We start from the raw sequence: 19,526 nt of genomic DNA, 5'->3' as shown, positions 1-19,526 counted from the left end.
TCCACACCATCACCGGCACCGGCGGCATGGTCTCCCTCACCCACCCCCTCGACCACACCCACCAACTCATCGCCCCCTGGCACGACCGCATCTCCGTCGCCGCCGTCAACGGCCCCACCGCCGTCGTCGTCAGCGGCGACAACGACGCGATCGAGGAACTGCTCGCCGCGGACCCGACCGCCCGCCGGATCCCGGTGGACTACGCCTCGCACTCGGCGCAGGTCGAGCGGATCCGCGAGCGGCTGCTCTCCGACCTGGCCGGCCTGCGCCCGACGGCGGCCCGGCTGCCGTTCTTCTCCACCGTCGACGGCCGCCGGCTGGGCGGCGAGGAGCTGGACGCCGGCTACTGGTACCGCAACCTGCGGCAGACCGTGGAGTTCGAGGCCGCCACCCGGGCCCTGCTGGCCGACGGCTTCCGGTACTTCGTGGAGGCCAGCGCGCACCCGGTGCTGACCTTCGGTGTGCAGCAGAGCGCCGAGGCCGCCGAGGTGGAGGCGGCCGCGCTCGGCACGCTGCGCCGCGACCAGGGCGGACTCCCCCGCTTCCTGCTGGCCCTCGGCGAGGCGCACGCGGCGGGCCGCTCCCCGCACTGGCCGGCCCTCTACGGCGCGCCGCGCGGCGGCCGGCCGGTCGAGCTCCCCGGCTACGCCTTCCAGCGCCGCCGCTACTGGCTCCAGGCCCCCGACCGGCCGCGTCCGGCGACCGATCCGGCCGGCGAGCGGTTCTGGTCGGCGGTGCGCGAGGGCAACCTCGCGGAGCTGACCGACACGCTGGGCGTCGAGCCGCAGGCCCCGCTGAGCACGGTGCTTCCCGCGCTGGCGGACTGGCACGCCCGCAGCCGCGAGCAGGAGCGGGTGGACTCCTGGCACTACCGGGTGACCTGGCGGCGGCTGGCGGCCGGTACGGACGACGCCGCGCCGAGCGGGCGGTGGCTGCTGCTGGTGCCCGCCGCGCGGGCCGACCACCCGCTGGTCGCGGCCTGCACCCGGGTGCTGGCCGGCACCGAGCTGCTGACCGTCGAGCTGGCCGAGGCCGACACCGGGCGCGCCGTGCTGGCCGAGCGGCTGGCCGGACCGGCCGCCGCTCCGCTCGACGGGGTGCTCTCGCTGCTGGCACTGGACGAACGGCCGCACCCGGCGCACCCGGTGGTCCCGGTCGGCCTCGCGCTGAACCTGGCGCTGGTCCAGGCGCTGGCCGACCTGACGGTGGGCTGCCCGCTGTGGTGGGCGACCGCCGGAGCGGTCGCGGTCGGACCGCAGGACGGCCCGCCGAAGCCCGGCCAGCAGCTGAGCTGGGGACTCGGCCGGGTCGCGGCGCTGGAGTACCCGCGCGCCTGGGGCGGCCTGCTGGACCTCCCCGAGCAGCTGGACGACCAGGGCGCGGCCCTGCTGGGCCGGCTGCTGGCCGGGGCCGGCGACGAGGACCAGGTGGCGGTGCGCCGGGACGGCGGCTTCGGGCGGCGGCTGGTCCGCGGCACCCGACGTCCGGCCCGCACCGGGGCCCGGCAGCCCTGGCAGCCGCGCGGGACCGTGCTGATCACCGGCGGAACCGGCGGGATCGGCACCCAGATCGCCCGCTGGATGGCCCGGGGCGGCGCCGAGCACCTGGTGCTGGTCGGCCGGGCCGGGCCGCAGGCGCCCGGCGCGAGCGAACTCGCGGCGGAGCTCACCGCACTCGGCTGCCGGGTCACCCTGGCCGCCTGCGACGTGGCCGACCGGGCGGCACTGGGCGCCCTGGTGGAGCGGCTGCGCGCCGACGGCGAGCAGATCCGCTCGGTGCTCCACGCGGCCGGCGCCGGCCTGCTGGTGCCGCTGGCCGACACCGACCTGCCCGAGTTCGCCGACACCCTGTACGCGAAGGTCGGCGGCGCGGCCAACCTCGACGAGCTGTTCCAGGACACCGAGCTGGACGCCTTCGTGCTGTTCTCCTCCATCTCCTCGATCTGGGGCAGCGCCGTCCACGGCGCCTACGCCGCCTCCAACGCCTACCTGGACGCGCTGGCCGAGCGCCGGCACGCGCAGGGCCTGGCCGCCACCTCGGTGGTCTGGGGCATCTGGAGCCCGGAGGGCGGCGCGGGCATGGCCGCGCAGCTGGTGGAGGAGCAGTTGCGGGCGCAGGGCGTGGTGTTCATGCCGCCCGCCCTCGCGGTGACGGCCCTCCAGCAGGTGCTGGACGGCGACGAGGTGGTGCCGATCGTCGCCGACGTGGACTGGGGCAGTTTCGCACCGGTCTTCACCTCGGCACGGCCCAGCCCGCTGATCGGGGACCTGTCCGAGGTGCGGGTGGCGCTGGCCTCCGAACCCGCCCCGGACGAGCCGGCCGGCAGCGCGGGAGAGCTGCGGGAACGGCTGCGCCGGCTCCCCGCCGCCGAACGGGACCGGGAGCTGACCGAGCTGGTGCGCTCGGTCGCCGCCGGGGTGCTGGGCCACGACTCGGCCTCCGCCGTCGACTCGGCGCGGGCCTTCCGCGACCTGGGCTTCGACTCGCTGACCGCCGTGGAGATGCGCAACCGGCTGAACACCGCGACCGGGCTGCGACTGCCGGTGACCGTGGTCTTCGACTACTCCTCCGCGAGCGCGCTGGGCCGGCACCTGGCGGCCGAACTCTTCGGCGCCGGGGCGCCCGCCCCGGTGGCGGCCGTCACGGCCGTCACCACCGTCGCGGCGGACGAGGACCCGGTCGTCATCGTGTCGATGAGCTGCCGCTACCCCGGCGGCATCGACTCCCCCGAACGGCTGTGGCAGGCGCTGGCCGGCGAACTCGACGCGATCGGCGAGCTGCCCGCGGACCGCGGCTGGGACTTGGCCGGCCTCTTCGACGCCGACCCCGACCGCCCGGGCACCAGCTACAGCACCGCCGGCGGCTTCGTGCACGGCGCCGGCGACTTCGACCCGGCGTTCTTCGGCATCTCGCCGCGCGAGGCGCTGGCCATGGACCCGCAGCAGCGGCTGCTGCTGGAGACCTCCTGGGAGGCGTTGGAGCGCGCCGGCATCGACCCGAGCACCCTGCGGGGCTCCCGGGTCGGCGTGTTCGCCGGCGCCGCCTACCAGGGCTACGGCGGCAGCATGGACCGGGTGCCCGACGAGCTGGAGGGCCTGTTCATCGCGGGCGTGTCGACCAGCGTGCTGACCGGGCGGGTGGCGTACACCCTGGGCCTGCGCGGCCCGGCGGTGACCATCGACACCGCCTGCTCGTCCTCACTCGTCGCCGTCCACCTGGCGGCCCGGGCGCTGCGCGCCGGCGAGTGCACGCTCGCGCTGGCCGGCGGCGCCGCGGTGATCGGCACCCCGCTGTCGCTGACCGGATTCAGCCGCCAGCGCGGCCTGGCCGCCGACGGCCGCTGCAAGTCCTTCTCCGCCGAGGCGGACGGCTTCGGGCTGGCCGAGGGCGTCGGCCTGCTGGTACTGGAACGCCTCTCCGACGCGCGGCGCAACGGCCACCCGGTGCTGGCGGTGCTGCGCGGCTCCGCCGTCAACCAGGACGGCGCCAGCAACGGCCTGACCGCCCCCAGCGGCCTGGCGCAGCGCGAGGTGATCCGCCAGGCCCTGGCCGACGCCGGGCTGACCGGCGCCGAGGTCGACGCGGTCGAGGCGCACGGCACCGGCACCCGGCTCGGCGACCCGATCGAGGCCGACGCGGTGCTGGCCACCTACGGGCAGGACCGCCCGGCGGGCCGGCCGCTGCTGATGGGCTCGCTGAAGTCGAACATCGGGCACACCCAGGCCGCCGCGGGGGTCGGCGGGATCATGAAGATGGTGCTGGCGATGCGGCACGGCGTGCTGCCGCGCTCGCTGCACCTGGGTGAGCCGTCGCCCAACGTGGACTGGACGGCGGGCGCCGTCGAGCTGCTGACCGAGGCCCGCCCCTGGGAGGGCGGAGCCGAGCGGCCGCGCCGGGCCGGGGTCTCCTCGTTCGGGCTGAGCGGCACCAACGCGCACGTGATCGTCGAGCAGCCGCCGGCCGAGCCGCCGGCAGCCGAGCGGGCCGCCGCCCGCCGGGCCGTGCCGTGGCTGCTCTCCGGACGCAGCCCGGAGGCGCTGCGGGCGCGGGCCGAGCAGCTGCGCACGCTGGCCGAGCAGGGCCACGAGCCGGTGGACGTGGGCTGGTCGCTGGCCACCACCAGGACCGCCTTCGAGCACCGCGCGGCCGTGGTCGCCACCGAGCCGGCCGAGTTCGCGCGCGGGCTGGACGCGCTGATCGCCGGCCGCACCGGGGCCGGCCTGGCCCGGGGCGTGGCCGGGCAGCACGGCCGCACCGTCCTCGTCTTCCCCGGCCAGGGTTCGCAGTGGGTCGGCATGGCCCTCGAACTCCTGGACACCGAGCCGGTGTTCGCCGAGCGGCTGGCGGAGTGCGAGCGGGCCCTGGCGCCTTACACGGACTACTCGCTGCTGGAGGTGCTGCGCTCGGACGACCCGATGGACCGGGTGGACGTGGTGCAGCCGGTGCTGTTCGCGATGATGGTCTCGCTCGCCGCCCTGTGGCGCTCGTACGGCGTCGTGCCGGACGCGGTGGTGGGCCACAGCCAGGGCGAGGTCGCCGCCGCGGTGGTGGCCGGCGCGCTGAGCCTGGAGGACGGCGCCAAGGTGGTCGGGCTGCGGAGCCGGGCGCTGCGGGTCCTGGCCGGGCGGGGCGCGATGCTGTTCGTGCCCCTGGCGGTGGAGGAACTGACCGACCGGCTGGCCGCGTTCGGCGACCTGATCGGGGTGGCGGCGGTCAACAGCCCGACCTCGGTGGCGCTCTCCGGCGATCCGGCCGCGCTGGCCGAGCTGTCGGACGCGCTGTCGGCCGACGGCGTGATGAACTGGCGCGTCCCCGGGGTGGACTTCGCCGGGCACTCGGCCCAGGTGGAGGAGATCGAGCAGGAGCTGCTGACCCTGCTGGCGGACGTGTCGCCGCGCGCCGGCGAGAGCGTCTTCTACTCCACCGTCACCGGTGGGCCGCTGGACGGCGGGCTGCTGGACGCCGGCTACTGGTACCGCAACCTGCGCCGGCCGGTGGAGTTCGGGCGTACCGCCCGCGCGCTGCTGGCCGACGGCTACGACGTGTTCGTGGAGTCGTCCACGCACCCCGCGCTGACCGTCTGGCTGGAGCAGGCCGCCGAGGCGGCGGGCACCGGCGCCGCGGTGGCCGGCACGCTGCGCCGGGACGAGGGCGGCCGGGAGCGGTTCCTCACCTCGCTGGCCGAACTGCACGTGCGGGGCGCCGCGGTGGACCTCGCCGCGCCGTTCGCCGGCGCGTCGGCCCGGCGCACCGAGCTGCCCACCTACCCGTTCCAGCGCTCCCACTTCTGGATGGTGCCCGAGGCGGACGGGCAGCCGGAGGCGGCGCCGCTGGACGAGGGTTTCTGGAACGCGGTGGGCCGCGGGGACGCGGCCGCGCTGGCCGACTCGCTGCGGATCGAGGACGCCGGCACCCGCGCGGCCCTGAGCGGTGTGCTGCCCGCGCTGGGCGACTGGCTCGGGCGCAGCCGGGACCGCGCCGCGGTGGACGGCTGGCGCTACCGGGTCCAGTGGCGGCCGCTGACGGCCGTCACGGGCTCCGGCCCCCGGGGGAGCTGGCTGGTCGCCGTCCCGGCGTCGGCGGCGGACCACCCGCTGGTCGCGGACTGCGTCCTGGCGCTGGGCGAGCACGGTGCCGAGGCGGCGGTGCTGACGGTCGCCGACGCCGACCGGGCCGCACTGGCCGCGCGGCTCGGCGAGCTGCGGCCGGACGGCGTGCTGTCGCTGCTGGCGCTGGACGAGCGGCCGCACGCGGAGGGCTCCGCGCTGCCGGCCGGACTGGTCGCGCTGGTGGCGCTGCTCCAGGCGCTCGGCGACGCCGTCCCGGACGCCTCGCTGTGGTGCGCGACCAGCGGCGCGGTGTCGGTGGGCCGCTCGGACCCGCTGAGCGGCCCCGCGCAGGCGACGGCCTGGGGCCTCGGCGGGGTCGCCGCGGTGGAGTACCCGCAGCGCTGGGCCGGGCTGGTGGATCTGCCCGCCCGGCTCGACGACCGGGCGCGGGCCCGGTTGGCCGGGGTCCTGGCCGGCGGCGAGGGCGAGGACCAGGTGGCGGTTCGCTCCGCCGGCCTGTTCGCCCGTCGGCTGGTCCCGGCCGGGACCGGCGCGCGCACCCCGGCGCGGGCCTGGACGCCACCGGCGGACGGCACGGTGCTGGTCACCGGCGGCACCGGCGCGCTGGGCGCGCGGGTGGCCCGCTGGCTGGCCCGGGGCGGGGCGCGCCATCTGCTGCTGACCGGCCGCCAGGGTCCGGCGGCGCCGGGTTGCGCCGAACTCGTCGCCGAGCTCGCCGAGTCGGGGGCGGAGGCCACCGTGGTGGCGTGCGACGTCTCCGACCGGGAGCAGGTGGCGACGCTGCTCGCCGGCATCCCGGCCGAGCTGCCGCTGCGCGCGGTGGTGCACGCGGCGGGCGTGCTGGACGACGGCGTGCTGGACACGCTGACGGCGCAGCGGGCGGCGCACGTGCTGCGGCCCAAGATGGACGCGGCGCTGCACCTGGACGAGCTGACCCGGGACCACGAGCTGTCGGCCTTCGTGCTGTTCTCCTCGCTGGCCGGCACGCTGGGCGGCACGGGGCAGGGCAGTTACGCGGCGGCCAACGCCTTCCTGGACGCCCTGGCCGAGCAGCGCCGGGCGGCCGGACGGGCGGCCACCTCGGTGGCCTGGGGCCTGTGGGGCGGGGAGAGCCTGGCCGGTGGCGCGGTGAGCGAGCGGCTGATCCGCAACGGCCTTCCGGCGATGGACCCCGATGCCGCGCTCGTCGCCCTCCAGCAGGCACTGGACCACGACGACAGCACGGTGGTGGTGGCCGACTTCGCCTGGGAGCGGTTCGTCCGCGCCTACACGGCGCTGCGACCCAGCGCCGTACTCAAGGACCTTCCGCAGGCCGCGGCGGGCGCCGCGACGGCCGGTGAGGAGTCGTCGCCGGCGGCCCGGCTGGCCCGACTGCCGCTGCCCGAGCGCCGGGCGGCGCTGGGCGAGCTGATCCGCGGCGAGGTCGCCGCGGTGCTGGGCCACGCTGATCCGTCGGCGATCGAGCCCGAGCGGGTCTTCAAGGACATCGGCTTCGACTCGCTGACCGCCGTGGAACTGCGCAACCGGCTGGCCGGGGCGACCGGACTGCGACTGTCGGTCACCCTGGTCTTCGACTTCCCGACCACGGCCGTGCTCACCGACCACCTGCTCGCCCGACTCCCGGGCGGCCACCCGGCGGCGGCCGAGGCGGCGGTCCAGGCCGTGGACGAGGCGGCGGCAGCCGTCGAGGCCGCCCCGGACGCGGCCGACGACCCGGTCGCGATCGTCGCGATGGGCTGCCGCTTCCCCGGCGAGGTGCGCTCGCCGGAGGACCTGTGGCGGCTGCTGATGAGCGGCACCGACGCGATCTCGGGCTTCCCCACCGACCGCGGCTGGGACCTGGAGGGCCTCTACGACCCGGACGGCGCGACGGTCGGCACCACCTACGCCCGCGAGGGCGGCTTCCTCTACGACGCCGCCGACTTCGACCCGGCGTTCTTCGGGATCTCGCCGCGCGAGGCGGTCTCGGTCGATCCGCAGCAGCGGCTGCTCCTCGAAGTGGCCTGGGAGGCGTTCGAGCGGGCCGGGATCGACCCGACGACGCTCAAGGGCAGCCGGGGCGGGGTCTTCGTCGGCTCCAGCTACCGGGACTACGGCTCCCGGATGACCAAGCCGTCGGAGGAGTTCGAGGGCTACCTGGGCATCGGCAGCGCCGGCAGCGTGGCATCGGGGCGGATCGCCTACACCTTCGGCCTGGAGGGCCCCGCCGTCACGGTGGACACCGCCTGCTCCTCGGCGCTGGTGGCCCTGCACCTGGCCGCCCAGGCGCTGCGCGCCGGCGAGTGCTCGCTGGCGCTGGCCGGCGGCGTGACGGTGATGGCCCGGCCGGACGCGTTCGTCGAGTTCAGCCGCCAGCGCGGGCTGGCGCCCGACGGCCGGTGCAAGCCCTTCGCCGCGGCCGCCGACGGCACCGCCTGGGCAGAGGGCGCCGGGCTGGTGCTGCTGGAGCGCCTCAGCGACGCCCGCCGCAACGGCCACCCGGTGCTCGCCCTGGTCCGCGGCTCGGCGGTCAACCAGGACGGCGCCAGCAACGGCCTGACCGCCCCCAACGGCCCCTCGCAGCAGCGGGTGATCCGCCAGGCGCTGGCCTCGGCGGGCCTGTCCGCCGCCGAGGTCGACGCGGTGGAGGCGCACGGCACCGGCACCAAGCTGGGTGACCCGATCGAGGCGCAGGCCCTGCTGGCCACCTACGGACAGCAGCGCGGGGACGAACGCCCCCTGCTGCTGGGCTCGTTGAAGTCCAACATCGGCCACAGCCAGGCCGCCGCCGGCATCGCGGGCGTGATCAAGATGGTGCTGGCGATGCAGCACGGGATCCTGCCCGGCACCCTGAACGTCGACCGGCCCTCGCCGTTCATCGACTGGACCGCGGGCGCCGTGGAACTGCTCACCGAGCACACCGCGTGGCCCGCCACCGACCACCCGCGCCGGGCCGGTATCTCCTCCTTCGGTGTCAGCGGCACCAACGCGCACACCGTGCTGGAGCACGTCCCGGCCGAGGCGGCGGAGCCGTCGGCGCCCGCCGGGGGACCGTGGCTGCTGTCGGCCCGGACCCCCGAGGCGCTGCGCGGGCAGGCCGCCCGGCTGCTGGAGCACGAACGGACCGGACCGGACCGGGACCCGGGCGCCGCGCTGGCCGCCGGCCGGGCGGGCTTCGAGCACCGCGCCGTGCTGCTCGGCGCCGACCGTGCCGCGCGCGCCGGGGCACTGGCCGCGCTGGCCGCCGGCACCGAGCACCCCGGCGTGGTCACCGGCACCGCCGGCCGGCCCGGCAGGACCGCCTTCCTGTTCTCCGGACAGGGCAGTCAGCGGCCCGGCATGGGCCTGGAGCTCTACCGCTCCCAGCCGGTCTTCGCGGACGCCTTCGACCGGGTCTGCGCCGCACTGGACCCGCTGCTGGAACGCCCGCTGCACGAGGTGATCGCGGACGGCGAGGCCCTGGCCCGCACCGAGTACACCCAGCCGGCCCTGTTCGCGCTCGGCACCGCGCTGTTCGAGCTGGCCGGGCACTGGGGCATCACCCCCGACTACCTGCTCGGCCACTCGATCGGCGAGCTCACCGCCGCCCATGTCGCCGGGGTGCTCTCACTGCCCGACGCGGCCGCCCTGGTGGCGGCCCGCGGACGGCTGATGCAGGCGATGCCGGCCGGCGGCGCGATGGTGGCGCTGACCGTCTCGGCCGAGGAGCTGGCACCGATGCTCGCCGAGCGGGCCGACGTCCTCTCCCTGGCCGCCGTCAACGGCCCGGCCTCGACCGTTGTCTCCGGCGACCCGCGGGCGGTGGCGGAACTCGCCGCGCACTGGGAGGCCCTGGGCCGGCGCTCGCGCCGGCTGCGGGTCAGCCACGCCTTCCACTCCCCGCACATGGACGGGATGCTGGCCGAGTTCCGCGCGGTGGCGAGCACCCTGGAGTTCCGCCCGCCGCGGATCCCGCTGGTCGCCAACCGGACCGGGGCCCTCGCCACCGCCGAACAGCTGGCCTCCCCCGAGCACTGGGTCGACCAGGTGCGCGGCACGGTCGAGTTCCGGGCCGGCATCGACCGCCTGGAGGCGGCCGGCGTCGACCGCTACCTCGAACTGGGTCCGGACGGCTCACTGACCGGGCTCGGCCAGGACTGCCTGGCCGAGCGGTCACCCGGCGCGCTGCTGGTTCCGCTGCTGCGCCGCGACCAGCCCGAGGAGACGGCACTGACCGCCGCGCTGGCCCGGTTGCACGCCCACGGCACACCGGTGGACTGGAGCCGCCGCTTCCCGCCGACCGCCCCGCGCGAGGCCGCCGGCCTGCCCACCTACGCCTTCCAGCACCGGCGCTACTGGCTGGAGGCGACCGCCCCCGAGGCCGACCTGCCGTCGGCCGGGCTGCTGGCGGTGGACCACCCGCTGCTCGGCGCGGCGGTCGAACTGGCCGGCGGCGAGGGCTTCCTGTTCACCACCCGGCTCTCCTGCCGGACCCAGCCGTGGCTGGCCGACCACCGGGTCTTCGACGGCGTGCTCTTCCCCGCCACCGGCTTCCTGGAACTGGCCGTGCGGGCCGCCGACCAGGCGGACTGCGGGCAGGTCGAGGAACTGACCCTGCAGGCCCCCCTGGTGCTCTCCGCCACCGGCGGAACGGTGCTCCAGCTCCTGATCGGCGCCCCCGAGCCGTCCGGCGCCCGGAGCCTGACGGTGTACGCCCGGCCGGAGGACGGCCCCGAGGAGGAGTGGACCCGGCACGCCGACGGCCTGCTCGCCCCGGCCGCGCCCGCCGAGCCCGACGACCTCGTGCAGTGGCCGCCGGCCGGCGCCGTCCCGCTGCCCGTCGACGGCCTGTACGAGCGGTTCGCCGCCGGCGGCTTCGGCTACGGCCCGGCGTTCCAGGGCCTGCGCGCGGCCTGGCGCCTCGGCGAGCAGGTGTTCGCCGAGGCCGAGCTGCCGGACGGCCCGCGCGGCGAGGCCGGCCGCTACGGCCTGCACCCCGCGCTGCTGGACGCCGCCCTGCACGCACTGGTCTTCGACGTCCTGCCGGGCACCGGGCCCGAGGGCGAGAGCCAGGGATGGCTGCCGTTCTCCTGGACCGGCGTCGCCCTGCACGCCCGGGGCGCGGCGTCGGTCCGGCTGCGGCTGACGCCCACCGGGCGCGACTCGGTGGCCGTGCTGGTCGCCGACAGCACCGGGCGTCCGGTCGCCTCGGCCGAGTCGCTGGTGCTGCGCCCGGTCTCCGCCGACCAGGTGCGCCCGGCCCGCACCGCCCTCCACGAGGAGCTGTACCGGGTCGAGTGGAGGCGGCCGGCCCTGCCGGACACCGACGCAGCGACCTGGACCGAGCTGCCGGCCGGCGGGCGCGTCGCCGACCTGCTCGCCGCCGACGGGCCGGTGCCCGCACTGGTGCTGGCCCGCTGCGGACAGGAGGGCACCGGGCCACTGGCCGACGCCGTGCGGGCGGCCACCGGGCACGCGCTGGAGACGGTCCGCGACTGGCTGGCCGAGGACCGGCTGGCCGGCAGCACCCTGGCGCTGGTCACCGAGGGGGCCGTCGCGACGCAGCCCGGCGACGACGTCACCGACCTCGCGCAGGCCGCCGTCTGGGGCCTGCTGCGCTCGGCGCAGACCGAGAACCCCGGCCGGTTCGTCCTGCTGGACCTCGACGACCTGCCCTCCTCCCGGGCGGCACTGGGCGCAGCGCTGGCGAGCGGCGAGCCGCAGGTCGCACTGCGCGACGGCGCGGCCTTCGTACCCCGGCTGGCCCGGGTGCCGCGCGCCGAGGACCCGGCCACGCCGGCCTGGGATCCCGAGGGCACGGTACTGGTCACCGGTGGCACCGGCGCGATCGGCGCCCATGTCGCCCGTCACCTGGTGACCGAGCACGGCGTGCGGCACCTGGTGCTGACCAGCCGCAGCGGCCTGCTGGCCGAGGGCGCCCCGGAGCTGCGCGACGAACTGACCCGGCTCGGCGCACTGGTCGAGGTGGCCGCCTGCGACGCCGCCGACCGGCAGGCGCTGGCCGCCCTGCTGGACGGCCTGCCGGCCGAGCACCCGCTGACCGCCGTGGTGCACGCCGCGGGCGTGCTGGCCGACGGCCTGGTCGCCGAGATGACGCCCGAACAGCTCGACACCGCGCTGCGCCCCAAGGTCGACGCGGCCGTCCACCTGCACGAGCTGACGGAAGGGACCAAGCTCTCCGCGTTCCTGCTCTTCTCCTCACTGGCCGGCGTCTTCGGCGGCATGGGCCAGGGCAACTACGCGGCGGCCAACGCCTTCCTCGACGGCCTGGCGCAGCGCCGCCGGGCCCGGGGGCTGACCGCCGGCTCGCTGGCCTGGGGCCTGTGGGCGAACAGCACCGGCATGACCGGCGGCCTGGACGAGGCCGACCTGCGGCGGATCGCGCGCGGCGGGATCGTCGCCTTCGCCCCGCGGGAGGGCCTGGAACTGTTCGACGCGGCGCACGGCGTGGACGAGGCGATGGTGCTGCCGGTCCGGCTGGACACCCGGGCGATCGCCGCGCAGGCGGGCACCGGCGGCGTCCCCGCCCTGCTGCGCGGCCTGGTCCGGGCGCCGGCCCGGCGCGAGGCGGCGGCGGCCGGAGCGGCCGCCGCGGACGCGCCGCAGGCCCTGCTGCACCGGCTGGCCGGACTCGGCGAGCCGCAGCGGGCCCGGGTGCTGCTGGAGCTGGTCCGCTCGCACGTCGGCCTGATCCTGGGCTTCTCCCCGCAGGAGAGCGTGTCGGCCGACCGCGGCCTCCTGGAACTCGGCTTCGACTCGCTGACCGCCGTCGAACTGCGCAACCGGCTGCGCGCGGCCACCGGCCTGCGGCTGCCCGCCACCCTGCTCTTCGACCACCCGAGCACGACCGCGATCGCCGCGCACCTCGGCGAGCAGCTGGTCCCGGCGCCCGCCGAGCCGCAGGTCGCCGGGCTGGCCGAACTGGAACGGCTGGAACAGGCGCTGGCCGCCGACCCGCTGGACCCGGCGCTGGCCGGGCGGCTCCAGGCCCTGCTCTCCCGGGTCGCCCCGGACGCCTCCGGCGGCCCGGCGGACGGCCTGGAGGAACGGATGGCCACAGCCGGCGACGACGACCTCTTCGACTTCATCGAGAACGAGCTGGGGCTGTCATGACGGACACGCCGCCGGACCCGCGTGCCCCGCACCCCCGCAACCCGCTGACGAAGGTGACCACCGGTGAATGACGACAAGCTGCGCGACTACCTCAAGCGTGTCGCGACCGACCTGCACCGCACCCGCCAGCGACTGCAGGAGGTCGAGGCCAAGGACCACGAGCCGATCGCCGTCGTCGCGATGAGCTGCCGCTACCCCGGCGGGGTCACCTCGCCCGAGGAGCTCTGGGAGCTGGTCGCCGGCGGTGTCGACGCCGTCACCCCGTTCCCGGCCGACCGCGGCTGGGACCTGGACGCGCTGGTCGACAAGGACCGCGGACGGCCGGACACCAGCTACGCCGACGAGGGCGGCTTCCTGAGCGGGGTCGGCGCCTTCGACCCCGGCCTCTTCGGCATCTCGCCGCGCGAGGCGCTGGCCATGGACCCGCAGCAGCGGCTGCTGCTGGAGACCGGCTGGGAGGCCTTCGAGCGCGCCGGGATCGACGCCCGCACGCTGCGCGGCAGCCGCACCGGCGTCTTCCTCGGCGTGATGTACCAGGACTACGCGGTGCGGCTGCGCCGGGTGCCCGAGGACGTCGCCGGCTACCTGGGCAACGGCAGCTCCGACAGCGTCGCCTCCGGCCGGATGGCCTACACCTTCGGCCTGGAGGGCCCCACGCTCAGCGTGGACACCGCCTGCTCCTCCTCGCTGGTGGCCATCCACCTGGCCGCGCAGGCGCTGCGCTCCGGCGAGTGCGCGCTGGCGCTGGCCGGCGGCGCGATGGTGATGTCCACCCCGGTGCCGTTCGTGGAGATGAGCCGGCAGGGCGGGATGGCCGCCGACGGCCGCAGCAAGTCCTTCTCGGCGGACGCGGACGGCACCGGTTGGGGCGAGGGCGTCGGACTGCTGCTGCTGGAGCGCCTCAGCGAGGCGCGCCGCAACGGGCACCCGGTGCTCGCCGTCGTCCGGGGCACCGCCGTCAACCAGGACGGCGCCAGCAGCCGGCTGTCCGCGCCCAACGGCCCGGCCCAGCAGCGGGTGATCCGCCAGGCGCTGGCCGCCGCACGGCTGGGCGTCGCCGACGTCGACGTGGTCGAGGCGCACGGCACCGGCACGCCGCTGGGCGACCCGATCGAGGCCCAGGCGCTACTTGCCACCTACGGGCAGGACCGCCCGGCGGACCGGCCGCTGCTGCTGGGCTCGCTGAAGTCCAACATCGGCCACACCCAGGCCGCGGCGGGCGTCGGCGGGGTGATCAAGATGGTGCTGGCGATGCGGCACGGCATCGTCCCGCCGACCCTGCACGCCGAGCGGCGCACCGAGCAGGTCGACTGGGAGGCCGGCGCCGTCGAGCTGGTGACCGAGGCGCGGGACTGGCCCGAGACCGGCCGGCCCCGGCGGTCGGCGGTCTCGTCCTTCGGCGTCAGCGGGACCAACGGGCACGTCGTCCTGGAGGCCGCCCCGCCGCTCGAAACGCCCGCCCCGGACGCGGACCCGGCTTTGGACCCGCACGCGGACGGCCCGCACGCCGACGGCCCGGCGCCGCGCACCCGCGGCCCGCTGCCCTGGGTGCTCTCCGGCCACACCGCGCCCGCGCTGCGCGCCCAGGCCGAGCGGCTGCGCGCACACCTGCTGGAGCGTCCCGACGCGAGCCCGGCGGAGGTCGGGCACGCGCTGGCCACCACCCGCACCGCCCTGGACCACCGCGCGGTGCTGGTCGCGGAGGACCGGGACGGCTTCCTGGAGCGGCTCGCGGCGCTGGCCGCCGACGAGGAGGCGCCCGGACTGCTGCGCGGCCGGGCGGGGACCGGCGGCGCGCTGGCCATGGTGTTCCCCGGACAGGGCACGCAGTGGGCCGGCATGGCGATCGAACTCCTCGACCGCGAACCGGTCTTCGCCCGGCGGATGGCCGACTGCGCGGCGGCGCTCGCCCCGTGGTCGGAGCGCTCCCCGGTGGAGCTGCTGCGCTCGGGCGAGCCGGTCGAGCGGGTGGAGGAGGTGCAGCCGCTGCTCTTCGCGGTGATGGTCTCCCTGGCCGCCGTCTGGGCGTCCTACGGCGTCGAACCGGCCGCGGTCGTCGGCCACAGCCAGGGCGAGATCGCCGCCGCCGTCGTCGCCGGCGCGCTGAGCCTGGAGGACGGCGCCAAGGTGGTCGCACTGCGCAGCCGGGCACTGCGGGCGCTCGCCGGGCAGGGCGGGATGCTCTCCGTCGCGCTGCCGGCCGAGCAGGTCCGGGCCCGGATCGCGCCGTGGGGCGAGCGCCTGGCGCTGGCCGCGGTGAACGGGCCGTCCGCCGTCGTGGTGTCCGGCGAGCCGCAGGCGCTCGCCGAGCTGACGGCCGAGCTGACCGCCGCGGGCGAGCGGGCGAGGGACGTCCCGGTGGACTACGCCTCGCACGGCCCGCAGGTCGCCGCCGTCGAGCAGGAGCTGCTGCGCGAGCTGGCGGGCATCACGCCGCGGGCGGGCCGGGTGCCGTTCTACTCCTCCGTCACCGGCGCCCCGCTGGACACCGCCGGGCTGGACGCCGCGTACTGGTACCGCAACCTGCGCCGCACCGTGGAGTTCGAGGCCGCCACCGGGGCCCTGCTGGCCGACGGCTACCAGGTCTTCCTGGAGGCCGGCCCGCACCCGGTGCTCACCCCCGCGATCCAGGACAGCGCGGAGGCGGCCGGCGCGGACGCCTGCGTGCTGGGCACGCTGCGCCGCGGCGAGGGCGGCCCGGCCCGGTTGCTCGCCTCGCTGGGGGAACTCCAGCTGCGCGGGGTGCCGATCGACTGGGACGCCGTCTTCGGCGGTCGCCCGGCGGCGCCGGTGGAGCTGCCGACCTACGCCTTCCAGCGCGAGGACTACTGGCTGGACGACGCCTCGGCGGCGCCCGGCGACCTGGCGGCGGCGGGCCTGGAGACTGCCGGGCACCCGCTGCTGGGCGCCATGGTGACGCTCGCCGACCAGGACAGCGTGGTCTTCACCGGCTCGCTCTCGCTGCGCACCCACCCGTGGCTGGCCGACCACGCCGTCCGCGGCTCGGTGCTGCTGCCCGGAACGGCGTTCCTGGACCTCGCGGTCCGGGCCGGCGACCAGGTCGGCTGCCCGGTCGTGCGGGAGTTCACCCTCGGTGCGCCGCTGGTGCTGCCCGAGCGGGGCGGCGTGCGGCTGCGGCTGACGGTCGGCCCGCCGGACGGTCGCGGCGAGCGGCCCGTCACGCTGCACGCGCAGTCCCCCGAGGCGGACCCGGAGGCGGCCTGGGTGCGGCACGCCGAGGGACTGCTGGGCTCGCCGTCCGCGGCCGAGGCGGTCCGCGAGGGCGAGGAGCTGGACCAGTGGCCGCCGGCCGGCGCCGTCCCGCTCGACCTGACCGGGATGTACCCGCGCTTCGCCGCGGCCGGCTTCGGCTACGGCCCGGCGTTCCAGGGGCTGACGGCGGCCTGGCAGCGCGGCGGGGAGCTGTTCGCGCAGGCCGAGCTGAGCGCCGGTCAGCAGGGCGAGGCGGGCCGCTACGGACTGCACCCGGCGCTGCTGGACGCGGCCCTGCACGCCACCGGGCTGGGCCCGGCGGCCGAGGGGCGGATGCCGTTCAGCTGGACCGGCGTGACCCTGCACGCCTCGGGCGCCGCGGCGCTGCGGCTGCGGCTGACCCCGACCGGTGAGAACACCCTGGCGCTGGCCGCCGCCGACCCGGCCGGGCGGCCGGTCGCCACGGTGGACGCGCTGGTGCTGCGCCCGGCCCCGGCCGACGGCGCGCCGGGCACCCCCCGGGGGAACGAGTCGCTGTTCGGCCTGGAGTGGGTCCCCGTCGAGGCCGGCGCCCCCGCCGACACCGCCCGGTGGACCCTGCTCGACGCACCGGACGACCTCCCGGGGCTCACCGACGCCCCGCCGGTGGTGCTGGTGCGGGTCGGCGGCGCGGCGAGCGTCCGCGAGTCGGCGCACCGCGCGCTCGGCCTGCTGCAGGGGTGGCTGTCGGACGAGCGGTTCACCGGCTCCCGCCTCGTCCTGGTGACCGACGGGGCGGTGGCCACCGGCCCGGACGAGGACGTCCCCGACCTCGCGCACAGCGGCGTCTGGGGCCTGGTGCGTTCGGCGCTGGCCGAACACCCCGGCCGGTTCGGTCTGCTGGACCTGCCCGCGGACGCGTCCGCGCTGCTCCCGGCGGCGGCCGCCGCGTTCGGCGCGCCGAACGCCGAGGACCAGCTCGCGGTGCGCGACGGCCTGCTGCGCGCGCCCCGGCTGGCCCGGATCCCGGCGCCCGACGGCCCGCCCGCGGCCCTGGACCCGGACGGCACCGTGCTGATCACCGGTGGCACCGGCACGCTGGGCGCCGAGGTCGCCCGGCACCTGGTGCGCGCGCACGGCGTGCGGCACCTGCTGCTGGCCGGCCGTCAGGGGCCCACCGCCCCGAGCGCCGCCGAACTGGCCGCCGAACTCGCCGGGGCGGGCGCCGCCGTCACGGTGTCGGCGTGCGACGTCGGCGACCGCGCGGCGCTGGCCGCGCTGCTGGCCGACGTCCCGGCCGCGCACCCGCTGACCGCCGTGGTGCACGCCGCGGGCGCGCTGGACGACGGCGTGCTCACCGCGCTGACCCCGGAGCGTCTGGACGCCGTCCTCGCGCCCAAGGCCGAGGCGGCCCTGCACCTGCACGAGCTGACCGCCGGTCAGCCACTGGCCGCGTTCGTGCTGTTCTCCTCGGCGGCCGGCGTCTTCGGCGGCCCCGGGCAGGCCAACTACGCGGCGGCGAACGCCGTCCTGGACGCCCTCGCGCAGCACCGGCGGGCCCGCGGCCTGGCCGGGCAGTCGCTGGCCTGGACGCTCTGGGCCCAGCGCAGCGCGCTGACCGGCGTGCTGGACGAGGAGGGCGAGCGCAGGCTGGCCCGCTCCGGGATGCCCGCGCTCACCACCGCGCAGGGCCTGGCGCTGCTGGACGCGGCGCTCGCCGTCGACCGGCCCGCCCTGGTCCCGATCCGGCTGGACCTGGCGGCGTTGCGGGCCGACGCCGAGACCCGCCCCGTCCCCGGCCTGCTGCGCGCCCTGGTGCGCGGGCCGCTGCGGCGCTCGGCCACCCGCGCGGCGCCCGACGGCACGCCGGGCGGCCCGCTGGGCGCGCTGCCCGCGGCCGAGCGGGAGCCCGCGCTGCTGGCCCTGATCCGCTCCCAGGTGGCGGCCGTGCTCGGCCACGCCTCGCCGGAGGCGGTGGAGGCCGGCCGGGCCTTCCGCGACCTGGGCTTCGACTCGCTCGCCGCCGTCGAGCTGCGCAACCGGCTGAACCTGGCGACCGGCCTGCGGCTGCCCGCCACGCTGGTCTTCGACCACCCGTCGCCGACCGTGCTCGCACGGCACCTGCGGGCCGAGCTCTTCGGCGCCCAGGACGGCGCGGCCGGGGCCCCGGCGGCAGGCCGGGCCCGCGGGACCGGCGCGACCGCGGCCACCGGCGACGACCCGATCGCGATCGTCGCGATGGGCTGCCGTTTCCCGGGCGGCGTGCGCACCCCGGACGAGCTGTGGCGGCTGGTCGCCGAGGGCGCCGACGGCGTCGGACCGTTCCCGGCCGACCGCGGCTGGGACCTGGAGGCGCTCTACGATCCCGACCCCGAGCACCGCGGCACCTCCTACGCCCGGGAGGGCGGTTTCCTGGACGCCGTCGGCGGCTTCGACGCGGAGTTCTTCGGCATCTCGCCGCGCGAGGCCGTGGCGATGGACCCGCAGCAGCGGCTGCTCCTGGAGATCACCTGGGAGGCCTTCGAACGGGCCGGCATCGACCCGACCGGGCTGGCCGGTGCGTCGGCCGGTGTCTTCGTCGGCCTGATGCAGCAGGACTACGCGGCCCGGCTGCTGCCGCACATCCCGGAGGAGGTCGAGGGCTTCCTCGGCACCGGCAACTCGGGCAGCATCGTGTCCGGCCGGCTGGCGTACGTCTTCGGCCTGGAGGGCCCCGCCGTCACGGTGGACACCGCCTGCTCGTCCTCGCTGGTCGCCCTCCACCTGGCCGCCCGGTCCCTGCGGCACGGGGAGTGCGACCTGGCGCTGGCGGGCGGCGTGACCGTGATGTCCAGCCCGGAGCTGTTCGTCGAGTTCAGCCGGCAGGGCGGGCTCGCGCCGGACGGGCGGTGCAAGCCGTACGCGGCCGCCGCCGACGGGACGGGCTTCGGCGAGGGCGCGGGCATCCTGCTGCTGGAGCGGCTCAGCGACGCGCGGCGGCTGGGGCACCCCGTGCTCGCCGTGGTCCGGGGCACGGCCGTCAACCAGGACGGTGCGAGCAACGGCCTGACCGCCCCCAACGGCCCCTCCCAGCAGCGGGTGATCCGCGCGGCACTGGCCGACGCCGGCCTGCGGGCCGCCGAGGTCGACGCGGTGGAGGGGCACGGCACCGGCACGCGGCTCGGCGACCCGATCGAGGCCCAGGCGCTGCTGGCCACCTACGGCCAGGACCGGCCCGAGGGCCGGCCGCTCTGGCTGGGCTCGCTGAAGTCCAACATCGGGCACACCTCGGCCGCCGCCGGGGTCGGCGGGGTAATCAAGACGGTCCTGGCGATGCGGCACGGGGTACTGCCCAAGAGCCTGCACGTGGACGGCCCGTCGCCGCATATCGACTGGTCGGCGGGGGCGGTGGAGCTGCTGACGCAGGCCCGTGCCTGGGAGACCGAGGACGGGCGGCCGCGCCGGGCCGGCGTCTCCTCCTTCGGCGTGAGCGGCACCAACGCCCACGTCGTCCTCGAACAGGCCCACGAGAACGAGCCTGCGGAACCGGACCCCACGGAACCGGAGCACGACGCGGACCCGGTCGTCCCCTGGCTGCTGTCCGCCCGCTCCCCCGAAGCCCTGCGCGACCAGGCCGCACAACTACTGACCCTCGACGGGCACCCCACCGACATCGCCCACTCACTCGCCACC

2 protein-coding genes are annotated in these 19,526 nt (G+C 77.3%); both read left to right on the top strand.

The window, feature by feature from the left end; translation table 11 throughout:
• The coding region (locus tag PUR61_RS01550; RefSeq protein ID WP_329874817.1) for a type I polyketide synthase at nt 1-12,662 on the top strand (12,662 nt) is incomplete at its 5' end.
• A 63-nt stretch (nt 12,663-12,725) separates the two neighbouring features.
• The coding region (locus PUR61_RS01545) for a type I polyketide synthase (RefSeq protein ID WP_329874815.1) at nt 12,726-19,526 on the top strand (6,801 nt) is incomplete at its 3' end.

Origin of the sequence: Streptomyces sp. BE20 (assembly GCF_036322525.1) — a bacterium.
Lineage (GTDB): Bacteria > Actinomycetota > Actinomycetes > Streptomycetales > Streptomycetaceae > Kitasatospora.
The sequence above is the reverse complement of the archived record's forward strand: the minus strand, read 5'-3'. Positions and strand labels throughout refer to the sequence as shown.